The sequence below is a fragment of the Saccharopolyspora sp. NPDC045941 genome, from assembly GCF_056431445.1.
In genome coordinates this window covers 1-15,785 of the sequence record NZ_JBWKKU010000107.1, presented here as the reverse complement: position 1 = coordinate 15,785, position 15,785 = coordinate 1, and the positions used below count along the sequence as shown (strand labels likewise).

The 15,785-nt window shown below is 70.4% G+C and carries 19 protein-coding genes; 12 read left to right on the top strand and 7 right to left on the bottom strand.

Going from position 1 to position 15,785, the window contains the following annotated elements; all coding sequences use genetic code 11:
- Positions 1–126 precede the first annotated feature (126 nt).
- Together AC07FN_RS43765 and AC07FN_RS43760 are read right to left on the bottom strand one after the other, a co-directional pair.
- Positions 127–1,080 carry a 2-hydroxy-3-oxopropionate reductase gene (locus tag AC07FN_RS43765; protein WP_478401016.1) on the bottom strand — a complete coding sequence of 318 codons (954 nt, stop codon included), beginning with the start codon at positions 1,078–1,080 and terminating at the stop codon, positions 127–129.
- On the bottom strand, positions 1,077–1,874 hold the full coding sequence (locus tag AC07FN_RS43760) for a hydroxypyruvate isomerase family protein (protein WP_478401010.1): 798 nt from the start codon (positions 1,872–1,874) through the stop codon (positions 1,077–1,079). Before AC07FN_RS43760 ends, AC07FN_RS43765 begins: the two co-directional genes overlap by 4 nt.
- A 208-nt stretch (positions 1,875–2,082) precedes the next feature.
- On the opposite strand from AC07FN_RS43760, the gene AC07FN_RS43755 reads away from it, so the two are divergent.
- The 9 genes from AC07FN_RS43755 (at position 2,083) to AC07FN_RS43715 (ending at position 9,325) form a co-directional block, all read left to right on the top strand.
- Positions 2,083–2,340, top strand: a complete 258-nt coding sequence (locus tag AC07FN_RS43755) for a thiamine-binding protein (protein ID WP_132491684.1) — start codon at positions 2,083–2,085, stop codon at positions 2,338–2,340.
- The gene (locus AC07FN_RS43750; protein WP_478401009.1) at positions 2,318–2,716 is read left to right on the top strand and encodes a helix-turn-helix domain-containing protein; all 399 of its coding nucleotides are present in this window, start codon (positions 2,318–2,320) and stop codon (positions 2,714–2,716) included. The genes AC07FN_RS43755 and AC07FN_RS43750 overlap by 23 nt, the downstream gene beginning before the upstream one ends.
- A 352-nt stretch (positions 2,717–3,068) precedes the next feature.
- The gene (gene uraD / locus AC07FN_RS43745; protein ID WP_478401008.1) at positions 3,069–3,578 is read left to right on the top strand and encodes a 2-oxo-4-hydroxy-4-carboxy-5-ureidoimidazoline decarboxylase; all 510 of its coding nucleotides are present in this window, start codon (positions 3,069–3,071) and stop codon (positions 3,576–3,578) included.
- Positions 3,575–3,910 (top strand): hydroxyisourate hydrolase, encoded by a 336-nt coding sequence (gene uraH, locus AC07FN_RS43740; protein WP_478401007.1) that lies wholly within the window; start codon positions 3,575–3,577, stop codon positions 3,908–3,910. Before uraD ends, uraH begins: the two co-directional genes overlap by 4 nt.
- Before the next feature lie 7 nt (positions 3,911–3,917).
- Positions 3,918–4,808 carry a factor-independent urate hydroxylase gene (pucL, locus tag AC07FN_RS43735; protein ID WP_478401006.1) on the top strand — a complete coding sequence of 297 codons (891 nt, stop codon included), beginning with the start codon at positions 3,918–3,920 and terminating at the stop codon, positions 4,806–4,808.
- Positions 4,809–5,087: 279 nt separating this feature from the next.
- Positions 5,088–6,593 (top strand): nucleobase:cation symporter-2 family protein, encoded by a 1,506-nt coding sequence (locus tag AC07FN_RS43730; RefSeq protein ID WP_478401005.1) that lies wholly within the window; start codon positions 5,088–5,090, stop codon positions 6,591–6,593.
- Positions 6,594–6,946: 353 nt separating this feature from the next.
- Positions 6,947–8,008, top strand: coding sequence for a S8 family serine peptidase (locus AC07FN_RS43725; RefSeq protein ID WP_478401004.1), 1,062 nt, complete (start codon positions 6,947–6,949; stop codon positions 8,006–8,008).
- 181 nt (positions 8,009–8,189) lie between these two features.
- Positions 8,190–8,390 (top strand): hypothetical protein, encoded by a 201-nt coding sequence (locus AC07FN_RS43720; RefSeq protein ID WP_358575019.1) that lies wholly within the window; start codon positions 8,190–8,192, stop codon positions 8,388–8,390.
- 23 nt (positions 8,391–8,413) lie between these two features.
- On the top strand, positions 8,414–9,325 hold the full coding sequence (locus tag AC07FN_RS43715; protein WP_358575018.1) for a serine/threonine-protein kinase: 912 nt from the start codon (positions 8,414–8,416) through the stop codon (positions 9,323–9,325).
- A gap of 1 nt (position 9,326) precedes the next feature.
- Here the strand turns inward: AC07FN_RS43715 and AC07FN_RS43710 are convergent, their stop codons facing one another.
- On the bottom strand, positions 9,327–10,727 hold the full coding sequence (locus tag AC07FN_RS43710; RefSeq protein WP_478401003.1) for an MFS transporter: 1,401 nt from the start codon (positions 10,725–10,727) through the stop codon (positions 9,327–9,329).
- 125 nt (positions 10,728–10,852) lie between these two features.
- Here AC07FN_RS43710 and AC07FN_RS43705 point away from each other — a divergent pair, with 125 nt between their 5' ends.
- Positions 10,853–11,167 carry an ArsR/SmtB family transcription factor gene (locus AC07FN_RS43705; protein ID WP_478401002.1) on the top strand — a complete coding sequence of 105 codons (315 nt, stop codon included), beginning with the start codon at positions 10,853–10,855 and terminating at the stop codon, positions 11,165–11,167.
- 1 nt (position 11,168) lies between these two features.
- Here AC07FN_RS43705 and AC07FN_RS43700 read toward each other — a convergent pair whose 3' ends face one another.
- Positions 11,169–12,044: an SDR family NAD(P)-dependent oxidoreductase gene (locus tag AC07FN_RS43700; protein ID WP_478401001.1), complete on the bottom strand. Its 876-nt coding sequence runs from the start codon at positions 12,042–12,044 to the stop codon at positions 11,169–11,171.
- A gap of 74 nt (positions 12,045–12,118) precedes the next feature.
- Here AC07FN_RS43700 and AC07FN_RS43695 point away from each other — a divergent pair, with 74 nt between their 5' ends.
- Positions 12,119–12,721 carry a TetR family transcriptional regulator gene (locus AC07FN_RS43695; protein ID WP_478401000.1) on the top strand — a complete coding sequence of 201 codons (603 nt, stop codon included), beginning with the start codon at positions 12,119–12,121 and terminating at the stop codon, positions 12,719–12,721.
- A 7-nt stretch (positions 12,722–12,728) separates the two neighbouring features.
- Here the strand turns inward: AC07FN_RS43695 and AC07FN_RS43690 are convergent, their stop codons facing one another.
- Entirely contained in the window at positions 12,729–13,055 is a 327-nt protein-coding gene (locus AC07FN_RS43690) for a hypothetical protein (RefSeq protein WP_478400999.1), read from the bottom strand.
- A 150-nt stretch (positions 13,056–13,205) separates the two neighbouring features.
- Between AC07FN_RS43690 and AC07FN_RS43685 the strand changes: the two genes are divergently transcribed.
- On the top strand, positions 13,206–13,601 hold the full coding sequence (locus tag AC07FN_RS43685) for a nuclear transport factor 2 family protein (protein WP_478400998.1): 396 nt from the start codon (positions 13,206–13,208) through the stop codon (positions 13,599–13,601).
- Between the two features lie 4 nt (positions 13,602–13,605).
- Here AC07FN_RS43685 and AC07FN_RS43680 read toward each other — a convergent pair whose 3' ends face one another.
- Positions 13,606–14,202 (bottom strand): hypothetical protein, encoded by a 597-nt coding sequence (locus tag AC07FN_RS43680; protein WP_478400997.1) that lies wholly within the window; start codon positions 14,200–14,202, stop codon positions 13,606–13,608.
- A 277-nt stretch (positions 14,203–14,479) separates the two neighbouring features.
- A complete protein-coding gene (locus AC07FN_RS43675; protein ID WP_478400996.1) occupies positions 14,480–15,583 on the bottom strand; it encodes an alcohol dehydrogenase catalytic domain-containing protein in 1,104 nt (367 codons plus the stop codon).
- Positions 15,584–15,785 lie beyond the last annotated feature (202 nt).

The window sequence follows — 15,785 nt, the reverse complement described above, 5'->3', positions numbered from 1 at the left end:
CCGCACTTTCAGGGAAACTCGAACCTCTGCTTCTCGTGAAAGTTGCGGACTGGGGGGGTGGGGGGGCGGTGTCGCGGGGGGCCGTGGCCACGGGAGACGAGAACCCCCCCCCCCCCCACCGCGGTCTCAGTCGCGACCGTTGAGCTGCGTGATCTGCTTGAGCAGACCGGAGTGGTCGAGCTTGCCGTCGCCCTGCGCGACGGCCGCGGCGACGAGCTGGCTCACCAGCGAACCGATCGGGATCGACAGGCCCGCGTCGCGCGCGGCGGCCTGCACGATGCCCATGTCCTTGTGGTGCAGTTCGAGCCGGAAGCCCGGGGCGAACTCGCGGTTGCGCATCTTCGCGCCCTTGGCGTCGAGCACGGTGCTGCCGGCGAGCCCGCCGCCGAGCACCTTCAGCCCCGCCTCGGTGTCGACGCCGTGCGCCTCCAGGAACACCAGGGCCTCGGCTACCAGCCCGATGTTGCCCGCGACGATGAGCTGGTTGGCCGCCTTGACGGTCTGCCCGGCTCCGGCGGGTCCAACGTGGACGATCGTGGTGCCGACCGCGCCCAGCGCAGCCTCGGCCGCGGCGAAGGCATCCGCCTCGCCACCGACCATGATCGACAGCGTGCCGTCGATCGCCTTCGGCTCGCCGCCGCTGACCGGCGCGTCGATCGCCCGCACGCCCTTCTCGGCGGCGGCTTCGGCGACGCGGCGCGACACGTCGGGACGGATCGTGCTGCAGTCGATGAGCACTGCGCCCTGCTTGGCGCTGGCCAGCACGCCGTCCTCGCCGAGCACGACGGCCTCGACGTCCGGCGAATCCGGCAGCATGATGAAGATGATCTCGGCGTCGCGGACGGCCTCGGCCACGCTCGCCGCGGCCTTGCCGCCATCGGCGACCAACTGGTCGACCTTGGCCTGGCTGCGGTTGTAGCCGGTGACCTCGTGGCCGGCCTTGACCAGGTTGGCCGCCATCGGGCCGCCCATGATGCCCAGTCCGATGAATCCGACCTTGCTCATGGTTGTGGTACCTCCGTGGTTGTCGCCGCTCGTGAGCGCTGGCTCCGGTGAGGACCGGCGCTCACGAGCGCTCAGCGCTTGATCCAGCCGAAGCTGTCGGCGCTGGCGCCGCTCGGCTTGTACTCCAGTCCGATGTGGCCGGTGTAGCCCGCCGCGTCGAGCTTGTCGAAGTAGTGCTCGAAGTCGATCTCGCCGGTGCCCGGCTCGTTGCGGCCCGGCGCGTCGGCGATCTGCACGTGCCCGATGGCGTTCGCGTGCTGGTCGATCACCGCGTCCGGGTCGTCGCCGTTGACCGTCAGGTGGTAGAGGTCGAACAGCAGCCGCAGGTTGTCGACGCCTTGGGCGTGCACGCGGTCGATCACCGCGAGCGCGTCGGCGGCGGTCTTCAGCGGGTACGCGGGCGTGCCGCTGACCGGCTCGATCAGCACCACGCCGCCGATGCGCTCGGCGCCCTTCGCCGCGCGCACCAGGCTCTCGACGGCCACGTCGTCCTGCGCCGCCGCCTCGACCCCGTCGATCCGGTTGCCGTACAGGGCGTTGAAGGCCCGGCAGCCCAGCCGCTCGCCGATGCCGACCGCAACGTCGACGTTGTCGGCGAATTCTCCGGCGCGGTCCGGGTTCGACAGCACGCCGCGATCTCCCGCGGGCATGTCACCGGCGAAGAAGTTCAGGCCCACCAGCGAAACCCCGGCGTCGGAGATCGCCTGGACGAACCGGTCCACCTCGCGGTCGGTGGGCACCGCGACCGGGAACGGCCACCAGAACTCCACCTTGTCGAATCCGGCGGCCTTCGCCGCGGCGGGACGGTCCAGCACGTCCAGTTCGGTGAACAGGATCGAGAGGTTGACGTCGTAGCGGTTCGGATTCATCGGCACCCCCCTCGGGAGAAATTTCGTTATGCGGAAGTCTTATTTCGTACAACGATAGATTAGCGACAAGGGAGTCGGCGGTCAACGCCCCACCCCCGGTTACCCACCGGTCACCCACGGCCGCCCCACCAGCGCAGAAGCCGCGGAGAGCCAGTCCCGCGCGGCGGCCCCACCTGGGCGGATACGGTTCAACCGGGAGGTCACACCAATGATCTTGCGAGCTGAGTTCACGACCGAGCCCTTCGAAGGGGAGGGCGAGCCGCCGGCCCACGCCGTGGCCGCCCGAGACTGCCTGCTCGCCGCCGGGCTGGAGCCCGAATTCGGCCCGCTGGGCACCTCGATCAGCGGCGAGCGCGAGCAGCTGCTGCCCGCGCTCGCCGCCGTGATGGAAACCGTGCTGAGCACCGGTGCGAACCGGATCACCCTGCAGGTGACCGTCGGCGATGCCGACGACGACCGGGTTTAGGCTGGTCGGCGTGCATCCGCTCGCCAACGCGCTCGCTCCGCTGCTGGAGCACATCGGCGGCACCGCCGTGCCCGCGGACGAGCGCGAACCCGGCGACATCGTCCTGTACTGGGAGGGCGCGCCGGTGGTCGCGGTCCGACTGCCCGGTCAGGAGCTGACCAGCGCCCTCGACCGGATGATCCGGGACGTCGAAGGCGAGCTCGGCGGGCGCCTGCCGGACCTGCCGCGCCCGGACAAGCAGCGCGCCGTCCGGCTACTGGAGGAGCGCGGCGCGTTCACCCTGCGCAAATCCGTCGAGACGGTGGCCAAGGCGCTCGGCGTCAGCCGCTTCACGGTCTACAACTACCTCAACCGCGAGCAGTCCAACCGGAGCTGACCCGGGCAGCACCTCGAAGCGCCCCGTTCTCACTGGTCACACTCGTGAGCGCTTTGGATCGCCATAGCGCTCCAAAGTGCGCACGAGCCACGCGACCGCTTCCCTCCGCCGAGGCGTCGGCGCACGCTTCCACGCGCCGGGCGGTTCGCCCGGATTTGTGCCAAGCGCACAACGCGGGACCAGGATTTTTCAACAAAGTGTTGACACTTGGCGGAGCACGGTCGTAGCTTTTGCCGCACCGGAGCTCGTGACCGGCAACCGCAGCACAGCCCAGGCATGCTCGGACTCTCGTCCGCCGCCTCCGCCAATCCCGAAAACCTCTTCGGGGCCGCACATCCTGTGAGAGTTTGCGATGTCAACAACGACCGAAACGGACCGGCTGAACGGCCTGCCCCGAGCGGAACTCGTCCAGCGGCTCCTCGCCTGCCTGGACATCCCCCGCTGGGCCGCCGACATCGCCGACCGGCGCCCGTTCGCCGACGTGGACGCCGTCTACCAGGCCGCCGACGCCGCCGCGCCGGAGCTGACCCCCGAGGAGATCGACGGCGCGCTCGCCGCACACCCCCGAATCGGCGAGCGCGCCACCGGCGAGGACACCTCGGCCAAGTTCTCCCGCAACGAGCAGTCCGGGGTCGACGGCGGCGACGCCGAGCTGGCCCGCGCGCTGCGCGAGGGCAACGAGGCCTACGAACAGCGGTTCGGGCACGTGTACCTGGTCTGCGCCGCCGGTCGCAGCGGCGCGGAGCTGCTGGAGATCCTGCACTCGCGGCTGGACAACGAGCCCGGAGCAGAGCTGCGGATCGTCGCCGACGAACTCCGCAAGATCGCACGTCTGAGATTGGCAAAGGTGATCGAAGGATGAGTGCCGTCACCACCCACGTGCTCGACGCCGCGCGGGGCGCCCCCGCCGCCGGGGTCGCGATCCGGTTGGAGGCCGCCAGGGGCGCCGACTGGAATTCGATCGCCGCCGGCCGCACCGACGACGACGGCCGGATCAAGGACCTGGGCCCGGACCGGCTGGAGGCCGGGGACTACCGGCTCACCTTCGAGACCGGCGAGTACTTCGACCGCCAGGGCGTCGCGACCTTCTACCCGCAGGTGCAGATCACCTTCCGGATCGCCGACCCCGGGCAGCACTACCACGTCCCGCTGCTGCTGAGCCCGTTCGCCTATTCCACCTACCGAGGGAGCTGATCACCGCATGGGCATCGTCATGGGCCCCAACCAGTATGGCAAGGCCGAGGTCCGCATCGTCTCGGTGAACCGGGACAACGCGCGGCACACCATCAAGGACCTCAACGTCAGCTCCTCGCTGCGCGGCGACCTCGACGACGTGCACCTCACCGGCGACAACAGCAACTGCCTGCCGACCGACACGCAGAAGAACACGGTCTACGCCTTCGCCAAGGAGGCGCCGATCGGCGAGATCGAGGACTTCGCGCTGCGGCTCGGCCGGCACTTCGTCGGCACGGCGGACGGCATCACCGGCGCGCGCATCCTCATCGACGAGTACAGCTGGGAGCGGATCCCGGTCGGCGGCACCGGCCACGACCACTCCTTCGCCCGCTCCACCGACGAGAAGCGCACCACGGCGGTCACCATCGACGGCGACCAGGCGCACGTGGTGTCCGGGCTGAAGGACCTGATCGTCCTCAAGTCCACCGGCTCGGAGTTCTGGGGCTACCCCAAGGACAAGTACACGACGCTGGCCGAGACCAACGACCGGATCCTGGCCACCGCGGTGACCGCCCGCTGGCGCTACCTCCACACCGACGTGGACTGGGGCAAGAGCTTCGAGTCGATCCGGGCGACGATGCTGGAGGCCTTCGCCACCACGCACAGCCTGGCGCTGCAGCAGAGCCTGTACGAGATGGGCAAGGCCGCGATGGAGAAGCACCCGGAGGTGGCCGAGGTCCGGCTGTCGCTGCCGAACAAGCACCACTTCCTGGTCGACCTCGATTACTGCGGGCTGGAGAACAACAACGAGGTGTTCTTCGCCGCGGACCGGCCGTACGGCCTGATCGAAGGCGTCGTCACCCGCGACGACGTCGAAGAAGCACCGCAGGCCTGGTACAGCCTGCCGCAGTTCTGATCGTTCACCGCAGTTCTCGCAGTTTTCGACCGCCGGGCCTCCCCCACGCGCGAGGAGAACCGGCAATCGAGGATCACCGTTGATCCTGCAGTTGGGGCCACCGGAGATTCCCTGGTGGCCCCTTCTGCTACCCGAGCTTCGGGCGCCCGGCAGTCGCCCGAGAACCATCGGTCCATTGTGGATCGAAGGTTGATTTCCCGGCAATGAAGAGAAACAGCGAACAAACCCGGCGCTGATAGTGACTTGATCTGACCAGCCCCTGCGGCCCAGGAGTCCCCTATGGCCCTCTTCAAGACCCGTCGCAACCGCGGCACCAGGAACGGAAAACCCACCGATGTCCACCCGGTGGACGAGGTAATGCCGCCGGCGCGTCTGCTGGCGTTCGGCATCCAGCACATCGCCGCGATGTACGCCGGCGTGGTGGCGCCGCCGCTGATCATCGGCGAGGCCATGGGCCTGGCGCCGCTGGAGATGACCCTGCTGATCGGCGCGAGCCTGTTCACCGCGGGCCTGGCCACCATGTTGCAGTCGCTGGGCGTGTGGAAGATCGGTGCCCGGCTGCCGTTCGTCAACGGCGTCACGTTCGGCTCCGTCGCGCCGATGCTGGCCATCGTCGCGCAGCAGGGCCAGGGAAATCCGCTGTCGGTGATCTACGGCTCGGTGCTGATCGCCGGCGTGCTGGCCTTCGTGATCGCCCCCTACTTCTCCCGGCTGGTGCGGTTCTTCCCGCCGGTGGTCAACGGCACCGTGATCACGCTCATCGGCCTGTCCCTGATGCCGATGGGCATCAAGTGGATCGCGGGCAACAACGCCGAGGCGCCCGACTACGCGGCGCCGGAGAAGATCGCGCTCGGCGCGGTGACGTTCGCGCTGGTGCTGCTGTTCAACCGCTTCCTCAAGGGCTTCTGGAACCGGATCGCGCTGCTGCTCGGCCTGGTGGCGGGCACCCTGATCGCCTGGCCGGTCGGGCTGATCGACACCGAGACCTTCGAGTCGGCGCCGCTGTTCAACTTCCCGACCCCGTTCGCGCTGGGCACCCCGACCTTCAACATCACCGCGACCATCTCGATCTGCATCGTGATGCTGGTGGCGATGATGGAGACCACCGCGGACATGATCGCGCTCGGCGAGATCGTGGACCGGCCCGCGGACGAGAAGACCATCGCGGCCGGCCTGCGCGCCGACGGCGCCGGCAGCGCGATCAGCGCCGTCTTCGGCGGCTTCACCTGCAGCGCCTTCGCGCAGAACATCGGCCTGGTGGCGCTGACCCGGGTCCGCAGCCGGTACGTGGTCGCCACCGCGGGTGGCGTGCTGGTGCTGCTGGGCCTGTTCCCGGTGGTCGGCGCGGTCGTCTCGCTGGTCCCGCAGCCGGTGCTGGGCGGCGCCGCGCTGGTGCTGTTCGGTTCGGTGACCACCAGCGGCATCCGGACGCTCGGCAAGTCCGACCTGGGCGACCCGTTCAACTCGCTGATCGTGGCGGGATCGCTGGGCATCGGCATGGTCCCGGTCGTCGCGCCGCACTTCTACGAGCACTTCCCGGCCGCGCTGCGCACCGTGCTCGACTCCGGCATCAGCACCGGCTGCATCGCGGCCCTGCTGCTGAACCTGCTGTTCAACGCCTGGCGGAAGCGGCCCGCGGAGGCGGAGCCGACGGTGGGCGGTGACACGGTCGCGGTGGTCGGCACGGCCCCCGGGGAGTACCACCGCGACGAAGCCGACGCCGGTCACCTGGACGCCGTTCCGGAGCCGCGGGCGTCCGCGCAGGAATCCGAATCCACCAGGTAACAACCCCACCCGAGGGCGTCCTTCACCGGCAGCACCGGCGAAGGACGCCCTTCCCGTTTGCAGAGCTCCTCCTCCGCAGGCCTCCCCAGGTCGTCCGCAATTTCCATTGAAATCGAAGGTTCGATTTCAATGGAAATTGCGGAACCCCGGACCCCGGTACGGCCCGCAGCCGGGCAACCCACCCGTCCGGGCCGAACCGGAAATCCGGTGCGGGGAACGCATTTCCGGCGTCGGCGTTGGGCCGGGCGTCCGAACTTGGCGCGGCGAACGGCCGCTTCTGCCCCGACCCGCGCACCGGCTCCCGACGAGGCTCGTTGATCCGGCGAAATTCCTGCCGAAGTTGGGAGATCTCGATGCGGATGCGGGCCCTGATCACCGCCGGATTGGTCGGTTTATCGGTCCTCGCGACCCAGGCGGCCGCGAGCGGGCAATCCGCGGTGGACCCGCTCGGCGAGAAGCAGTGGGGACTCGCCCAGCTGCGGGCCCCCGAGGCGTGGGCCACCAGCACCGGCGCGGGCCAGGTCATCGCCGTGGTGGACACCGGCGTCGACCTCGGCCACCCCGACCTGGCGCCGAAGCTGGTGCCGGGCGCGACCTTCGCCGGCTGCGGCGACCGGCCGGCGCCGTGCGGCAACGGCGACTGGCTGGGCGTGGACGGCGTGGGTCAGCCGACCGACGTGCACGGCACCCACGTCGCGGGCATCGCCGCGGCGGTCGCCGGGAACGGCATCGGGATCGCCGGCGTCGCTCCGGACGCGCGGATCATGCCGATCAAGGCGCTGGAGAACGGTTCCGGCACGTTCGCCGACATCGGCGCGGGCGTCCGCTACGCCGCCGACCACGGCGCGAACGTCGTGAACCTCAGCCTCGGCGCGCAGCCCGGCACGCAGCTGCTGACGCTGCTCGGGCTGGCCAACGAGACGAAGGACGCCATCGCCTACGCCCGCGAGAAGGGCGTGGTCGTGGTCGCCTCGGCGGGCAACGAAACCGCTCCGCTGTGCGACACCCCAGCCTGGGAGTCCGGCGCGCTGTGCGTCGCCGCGACGGACGCCGACGAACTCCACTCCACGTACTCCAACCTCGCCCTCAAGCTGGACACCAGGGCCGTGTCCGCCCCGGGCGGCAAGTCCAAGCAGGGCTGCGACGCGGACATCTGGTCGACGGTGCCGCGCGGTGCCGGTTCGGCGAAGTGCGGGCAGGCCGACTACGACTCCTTCGCCGGAACCTCCATGGCGGCCCCGCAGGTCGCGGGTGTCGCGGCGCTGCTCGGCGCGCAGGGCCGCGACGCCGACGGCATCGAGAAGGCGCTGATGACCACCGCCCGCACGCCGCTGGTGGGGCTGCGCGGGGTCTTCAACCCGGTTTACGGCTACGGCGTCGTCGATGCCGCCGCGGCGGTCCAGCAGCCCCTGTGACCAGGCGATGACCGCTCGTCGGCGGCGATGGTCATACCACTGGCCATCGCCGCCGACGAGTCCGCCGTTGGGCCAAATTCGCGAAAGGTACAAAACTCCTCGACCGCGCCCCGAAATCCAGGAACAATGATCAAAGGGCCGCGCGACCGCGCGGGCACCGATCGATGCGGGAGCTGGGCCGATGGATCTTTCGAAGCTGTTCAAGATGGTGTCGCCGGCGAAGCACCATTCGCACGGCCACTCCAGCAGCGGCGGGCACCGCCGCAGGCATTCGAGCAGCGGTGGGCACCGCCGCCGGTATGACAGCAGCAGCGGACACCGCCGCCGCCGCCACTCGAGCAGCAGCAGCCACGGCCACTACCGCCGTCGCAGCCACAGCTGACGCCGCGCAATCGGCTCGGTTCGGTGCTGATCGATTCGTTGAGCTCCTACTACTACGGCGAACCCGACCAGGACTGGGGACCGCCGGGACCGCCGCTCGCGCCGGGTGACGTGCTCGCCCCCGGCTACCGGGTGGTCGGGCACCTGCGCCGCGGCAGCCGGCTGGACGTCTACGACGTGTGGAGCGAGGAGCGGTCCTGCCGCTGCATCGCCAAGACCGTCCGGCCGGAGCGCGCCGCGGACGAGCGCGCGATCGGCTGGCTGCGCAACGAAGGCGTGCTGCTGACCCAGTTCACGCATCCGCACCTGGTGCGCGGCTACGAGATCGCGCAGGCCGACGAGCCGGCGCGGCCAGTGGTGATCACCGAGACGCTGCCGGGGCACACGCTGGGCTTCCTGATCGAGGAGCTCGGGCGGCTGCGGCCGATCGACACCGCGGTGCTGGGCATCCAGCTGTGCTCGGTGCTCGGCTACCTGCACCGCCGCGGCTGGGTGCACATCGACGTGAAGCCGTCGAACGTGGTCGAGGTCGGCGGCCGGGCGGTGCTGCTCGACCTCAGCCTCGCCTGCCGGATCGGCGAGCACAGCTCGGCCGGGACGTTCGACTACCTCTCCCCGGAGCAGGCGGCCGGCGGCGAGATGACGCCGGCGGCGGACACCTGGGGCCTCGGCATCACGTTGTACGAGGCCCTGTCCGGCACCACGCCGTGGGCAGAGGTTTCCTCCAGCGAGCGCAACGACGACGGCACCCGCTACTACCCGCAGCGGCACAACACTGCCGCGCCGCTGCGCACCCACCGCCGCCTGCCCGCGGCGCTGTCCCGCACCGTCGACGCCTGCCTCGACCCGGACCCGAAGTCCCGTCCGACGGTGGGAGAGGTCGCGGACCGCCTGATCGCCTGGTCCGGCATGAACCCGGAGACCATCGACACCTGAGCTACCGGATCTCCTTGCGCGGCAAGGCGAACGCGAGCAGCACCCCGAGCACCATCCCCACCGCCGCGAGCAGCACCGCGAGCCGCCCGCCGTCGGCCAGCACAGCGGGCTCGGCGGCATGCCCGGCGTAGGCGACGGCGGTCAGCCCGGCGATGCCGATGGCGTTGCCCAGGTTCAGCGTCGTCGAAGCCATGCCGGACGCGACGCCCTGTTCCCCTGCGGCGACGCCGGATCCGGCCGCGATCCACATCGCGGTCCAGGTGATCCCCTGCCCGATGCCGGAGACCAGCAGCCCGGGAACCGCGACGAGGTAGCCCGCACCGTCCTGGAAGCCGACGGCCAGGACCACCGTCCCGACCACTCCGATGACTCCGCCCGCCACGAGCGTGGCACGGGTGCCGAACCGGGTGGCGGCGCGCTCGCCGAGCTGCGTTCCGGCGGCGATCGCCAGTGCCGGCGGCAGGAAGCCGAGCCCGGTCTGCAGCGCGCTGAATCCGTGCACCTGCTGGAAGAGGATCGTGAGGAAGTACGGCAGCGCGCCGAACGTGCCCATGTAGACGAACGTGGCGGTGACACCGACGACGAGGCTCCGGTTGCGCAGCAGGCGCGGCGGCATCAGCGGATCCGCGCTGCGCACCTCGATGAACGCGAACGCGATGAGCAGTACCACCGCGAGCGCCGCAGCCACGACTACATCCGTTGCGCCCCAACCCACTTCGGCTCCCTGCACGAGCGCGTACACGAGCAGCGTGGCGCCGCCGGTGACCGTCAGCGCACCTGGCACGTCGAAGCGCCGTCCGCGCTGCGCGGCCGCATCGCGCGGAATGACGGCCAGCGCGGCGACCGCGACCAGCCCGGCCAACGGCACGTTCACGTAGAAAACCGCCGGCCAGCCGAAGAACTCGGTCAGGACGCCGCCCAGCAGGGCGCCCACGGTGAGCCCGCTGGCACCCGCCCCGCCCCACACCGCGAGTGCCCGGTTCCGCCGCGACCCTTCCTCGAACAGCGTGTTGATCAGCGAGAGCGTCGACGGCAGTAGCATCGCGCCGCCGATGCCCTGCACCATGCGCGCGGCGATGATCAGCCCGGGGCCGGTCGCCAGCCCGCCGGCCAGCGACGAGGCCGCGTAGACGGCGAGGGCCGCGACGAAAATCCGCCGGCGGCCGAACAGGTCGGCCGCCCGGCCGCCGAGCAGCAGGAAGCCGCCGGCGAACACCGCGTAGGCGCCGACCACCCATTGCTGGGTCTGGTTCGGGAAGCCCAGTTCGGCGCCGATCTCCGGGAGCGCGACGAACACGATGTTCAGGTCCAGCGAGAAGATCAGCTGCGCCAAGGCCAGCAGCGCCAGGCTCCACCCCAGGCTGCGACCGGTGTCGGGCGGCGATGTCGAGAGCGCGGACATGTCGGCCCTTCCATTCGATTGATCTTGATCAACTGTACGCACATTAGTGAACAGTTCACGTATGCGTCAACAATCGAACGGAGGTCTGTTCACGTCCACGCGTACTTTTGCGTAGACTCGACGAGGTGATCGGCACGCATCCGGACCGCGACCAGATCCAGCTGCAGGACGTCCTCACCGCGCTGGCCAACCCGCTGCGGATGACCATCGTCCGCGCGCTCGCCACCGGCGGCGAGCAGAGCTGCGGAAGCATCGTCGAAGGCGTGTCGAAGTCGACCCTGACCAGGCATTGGCGGGTACTGCGGGACAGCGGCGTGATCTGGCAGCAGCCGTCCGGCCGGGAGAACCTGCTGTCGCTGCGCCACGACGACCTCGAAGCCAGGTTCCCCGGCCTGCTCGACACGATCCTGGCTGCGGCCGACCGCGAAGACGGCCGCTGAATCAACCCTCGATCCGGCCGAGCTCCCGGCACAGCGCCCAGATCGCATCCCGGTTGCGCCGGTCGCGGACGCTCGCCGGCCACGGGGTCCGCCGGGCCTTGCTGTTGAAGTAGACGCCGTGCACGTCGGCGAGACCCGGATCGGACGCCAGGCGAATGCTGGAGGTGGCCGCTTTCTCGGCCGCCGCACCGCCGTAGACGACCGGCATGAGGATCCTCAGCAGCGGCACCAACGGCCGCGCCGCCAACGGATACGCGCTCGTCGTCAGGTTCTTGTTCATGGACGTGTAGGCGTGTCCGGGATACGCGACGTTGATCGTGATCCCGGGCTCCCGCAGGTGCTCGGCGAAGGCGCGGCTCATCGCCATCAGCGCGAGCTTGGTCTGGTTGTAGAACGCGAGCCCCGCGTAGGACTTCTCGCCTTGCAGGTTGTCCAGGTCGATCCGGCCGCGCGGCACCCCGCCGGCGATGTTGATGACCCGCCCGCGACCGGCGCGCCGGAGCTCGGGCAGCAGGAGATGGGTGAGCAGGAACGGGGCCAGGACGTTGGCCGCGAACGCCACCTCGACGCCGTCCGCGGTCAGCTCCCGGCCCTCCTTGGCGACCCCGGCGTTGTTGATCAGCACGTGCAGGCCGCCGTCGCGAGCCCGCACCTGCTCCGCCAGGCGACGCAGGTCGTCCTGCCTGGTCACATCGGCTATCAGCGCCTCGACGCCGGGATTGCCGGTGTCGCGCCGGAGCTCCGCGACCGCCGCTTCGGCTCGATCCGCGTCGCGCCCCACCAGGATCACGTCGGCCCCCAGCCGCGCGAGGCCGCGCGCCGTCTCCTTGCCGATCCCACCGGTGCCACCGGTCACGAGCACCGTCTTGCCGCTCATCGTCGCCACTTCTCGCCTCCCATGTCACCCGATGTCGTATTTGGCACCTGGTGACATAAAGTAGACTAGGGTGCGTGAACAGCGCGAGTGGCACCGATGGGCTGCGGGCGCGGGCGCGACGTGCGGTCCGCACGGAACTCGCCGAGCTGGCCCTGGAGATGTTCGCCGAGCACGGCTTCGACGAGACGACCGTGGACGAGATAGCCCGGGCCGCCGGGCTGACGAAGCGCAGCTTCTTCCGGTACTTCCCGTCGAAGGAGGACGCCGTCTTCGGCGGGATCGACGCGCTCGGCGAACAGGTCGTCGAAGACCTGCGCGCCCGGCCCGCCGACCAGCCGCCGTGGGCATGCCTGCACCACGTGCTGCGCCGCTGGGCGGAGAAGATCCACTCCTCGCAGCGCGACGCGACCAGCCTCCGGCTGATCGAAACGACGCAGTCGCTGCGCGCCCGGCTGCACCAGAAGCGGGAGCAGTGGCGCCAGGACGTCGCCGATGTCCTGCGCGAACGATCCGGGCTCGACGCGTTCACCGCGGATCTGCTGACCAACGCGGCGACAGCGGCGCTCGACACCGCGTCCCGGGAGTGGGTGCGCGGCGACGCGGACCGGATGAAGTCGATCGACCGGGCCTTCGAGCAGCTGGCACCGGCTTTCGCCGTCGGCGCCTCGAAGGCCTGACCACGGATCAGCGCTTGCGGCGGAAGGCGATCGCGAAGGAGACGATGACGGCGGCGAGCGCCAGCTGGCCGCCCCAGACGATCTTGTTGACGTTGACGGCCGGGTGCCAGGCGACCTTGCCGTCGGCGGAGACCGAGAACGCGCCGACCGGCCGGGCATCCACGCCGATGCCGACACCGTCGTCGCGACCGTGACGACCGCCGCCGGTGCGGACGTGGGCGACCGGCAGCAAGGTGGTGTCGCCCTGCCGCACGGGTTCTCCGAAGACCTGGCGCTTGCCCAGCCGCTCGGCCAACGTCTCCAGGATGTCCCCCCGGGCGGACTGCTCTTCCATGATCTGCTCCTCGCGACGCTGTCGGACCGGACCGACGCTAGCCGGTGCCGCAGCGCCGTGCCGCGCAGTTCTCCCATTACCCGCGGGGTAATCGACGCGATGCGGGATCGCCGCGAGACTCGTGGCAGTTCCGATCCGAGGAGAAACGCGATGACCTTCAGGAAAGCCGTCGACGACTTCCTGCAGACCCTGGCCGGCGGCGACCCCGACGCCATCGCCGCGATGTTCGCCGAGACCGTCGACTGGAAGATCGTCGGATCGCCTGCGGTGCCGTGGATCCGGCACTGCACGACGCGCGCCGACGTCGCCGAGTTCTTCCGCGCGATGCTGGGCGGTTTCGTCCCCGGGGAAACCGAGGTGCGCATCGGGCACATCCTCGTCGACGGGCCGCACGCGGTGGTGCTCGGCGAGGTGTCACAGGTCATCAGGGCCAACGGCCGGGCCTTCACCACGCCGTTCGCCCTGCACCTGACCGGCGAGGACGGCCTGATCACCCGCTACCACGTCTACGAGGACAGCCTCACCGTCGCCGAAGCCGCGGCGTAGCGGCCTACTCGTACGGGAGCGTGCCGCGGGATTCGCCCCGCACCTGCCCCAGCCACAGCTGCGGCGCGTGCCGGCGCGCTGCGCCGATCACCTCGTCGCATCCCCTGCCGCCCAGCGGAATCCGGTAGTGCAGCGCCGCCAACTCCGGGCCCAGCGGCTCGGCCGGTTCTTCGTCCCGCACGAATCGGCCCAGCACCGCGGCGTCCCGGTCGATCGGCTCCGACGGCCACAACTCGATGCTGTACGAGGACATGCGGCCCGTATGCATCGACCCGTCGGCCCAGTGCGCGGAGACGCCGCTGAGCCGCCGCCACTCGATCACGCGCTGCTCTTCGCCATCGCAGCACACCCCGGCGGCGTCGACGCTCAGCCAGTCGTGCCGCCGCTTCCAGGCGGGAACCAGGAGCAACGCCGCCCCGGCGCAGCAGCTCAGGAGGAAACCCGCCGCCAGCAGGCCGAAAGCGGTGCTCGCGTTGGCCGCCACCAGCACCACCACGAGCCCGAACGCGATCAGCCCCGCCGAGAAGAGGACACCGAACAGCAGGCGACGACGTCCCGTCCTGAGCACGGTGTCGGTGGGCTGGGCGTTCGGTGCGGACACCTGTCCGACCTTATTCCACGCACCGGGCTTCGAGGGCTCGTTGGTGCTTTCGCCGCTGTAAAGGCTGTTTGGGATGTGCGCGCGGGGTCGCGGTAGATCGGCTGGTGGCTTCGAAGTGCTGCAGCGAACGGCCTGTCCGCCTCGCCTATCGGAACGAACGGGCCGTTCACGCCACACCAGCCGATGCCCGCCGGCGCCGGACGGCTGCAGCGAACGGACCGCTCACCTCACCTACCGAGGCGAACAGGCCGTTCACTCCACACCAGCCAACGACGGATCAGAAGCGGATGACCTGGCGCATGGCCCGCCCGGCGGCGAGCTCGTCCATCGCGTGGTTGATGTCGTCCAGGTCGATGGTGCCCGACACCAGCTGGTCGACCGGCAGCTTCCCGGCCCGCCACAGGCCCGCGTACTCCGGGATGTCCTGCGCGGGCAGGCCGGAACCGAGGAACGAGCCGATGATCGTGCGGGTCTCGCTCACCAGCGCCAACGGCGAGATGCTGCTGCGCGCCTCCGGCGAGGCCAAGCCGACGGAGACCGTCCGCCCGGCGGGCGCGGTCACCGAAACCGCCGTCTCGAACGCCTTCGCGTTGCCGCTCGCCTCCACGACCACCGAGGTCTTGTGCCCGGATTCCATGGCCTCCTCCGGCGTCAACGCCTTCGTCGCGCCGAGTTCGAGGCCGCGAGACCGCTTGCCCGCCAAGGGATCCACGACGGTCACGCTGCCCGCGCCGCAGGCCAGCGCCACCAGCACCGCCGCCATGCCGACACCGCCGACGCCCACCACCGTGACGTCTTCGCCGGGCTCGATGCGGGCGGCGTTCTTCACCGCGCCACCGCCGGTGAGCACCGCGCAGCCGAGCAGCGCGCCGATCTCCGGCGGCACGTCGTCGGCGACCGGCACGACGGAGTGGCGGTCGACCACGGCGTGCGTGGCGAACCCGGAAACGCCGCAGTGGTGGTGCACCTCGCGGCCGTCCCACTTCAGGCGGCGAGCGCCGGAGAGCAGCGTCCCAGCACCGTTGGCGGCCCAGCCCGGCGAGCACAGCGCCCGCCCACCCGCGCGGCACGCGTCGCATTCCTCGCAGCGCGGCACGAAGTACAGGACGACGCGCTGCCCGACGGCGAGATCGGTGACGCCGGCGCCGACCTCGGTGACCCGGCCGCAGGCCTCGTGCCCGAGCAGCATCGGCACCGGGCGCACCCGGTTCCCGTCCACAACGGACAGATCGGAGTGGCAGACCCCGGCGGCCTCCAGCTGCACGAGCAGCTCGCCCGGCCCTGGTGAGTCGAGGTCGAGTTCGGTGACGGCGAGCGGCCGAGACCGCTCCCACGGCCCAGGCCGACCGCATTCCTGCAGCACCGCACCCCTGATCTCCATCACCACGCTCCTCCAAGCCGCCGGATCCGTCCCCATCCGCTCACACCGAACACCGACTTTCAACCCCCGCCCCCGGGACCGCCCCCGGCGCCGACCGCATCCGTGTCCCCGCAATTTCCATTGAGCGTTTTTCATCCTTCGTGTTCGAGGGTGAGGATGGCTCGGGCGAGGGTGCCGACGCGGTGTGGGCAGCAGCGGACGC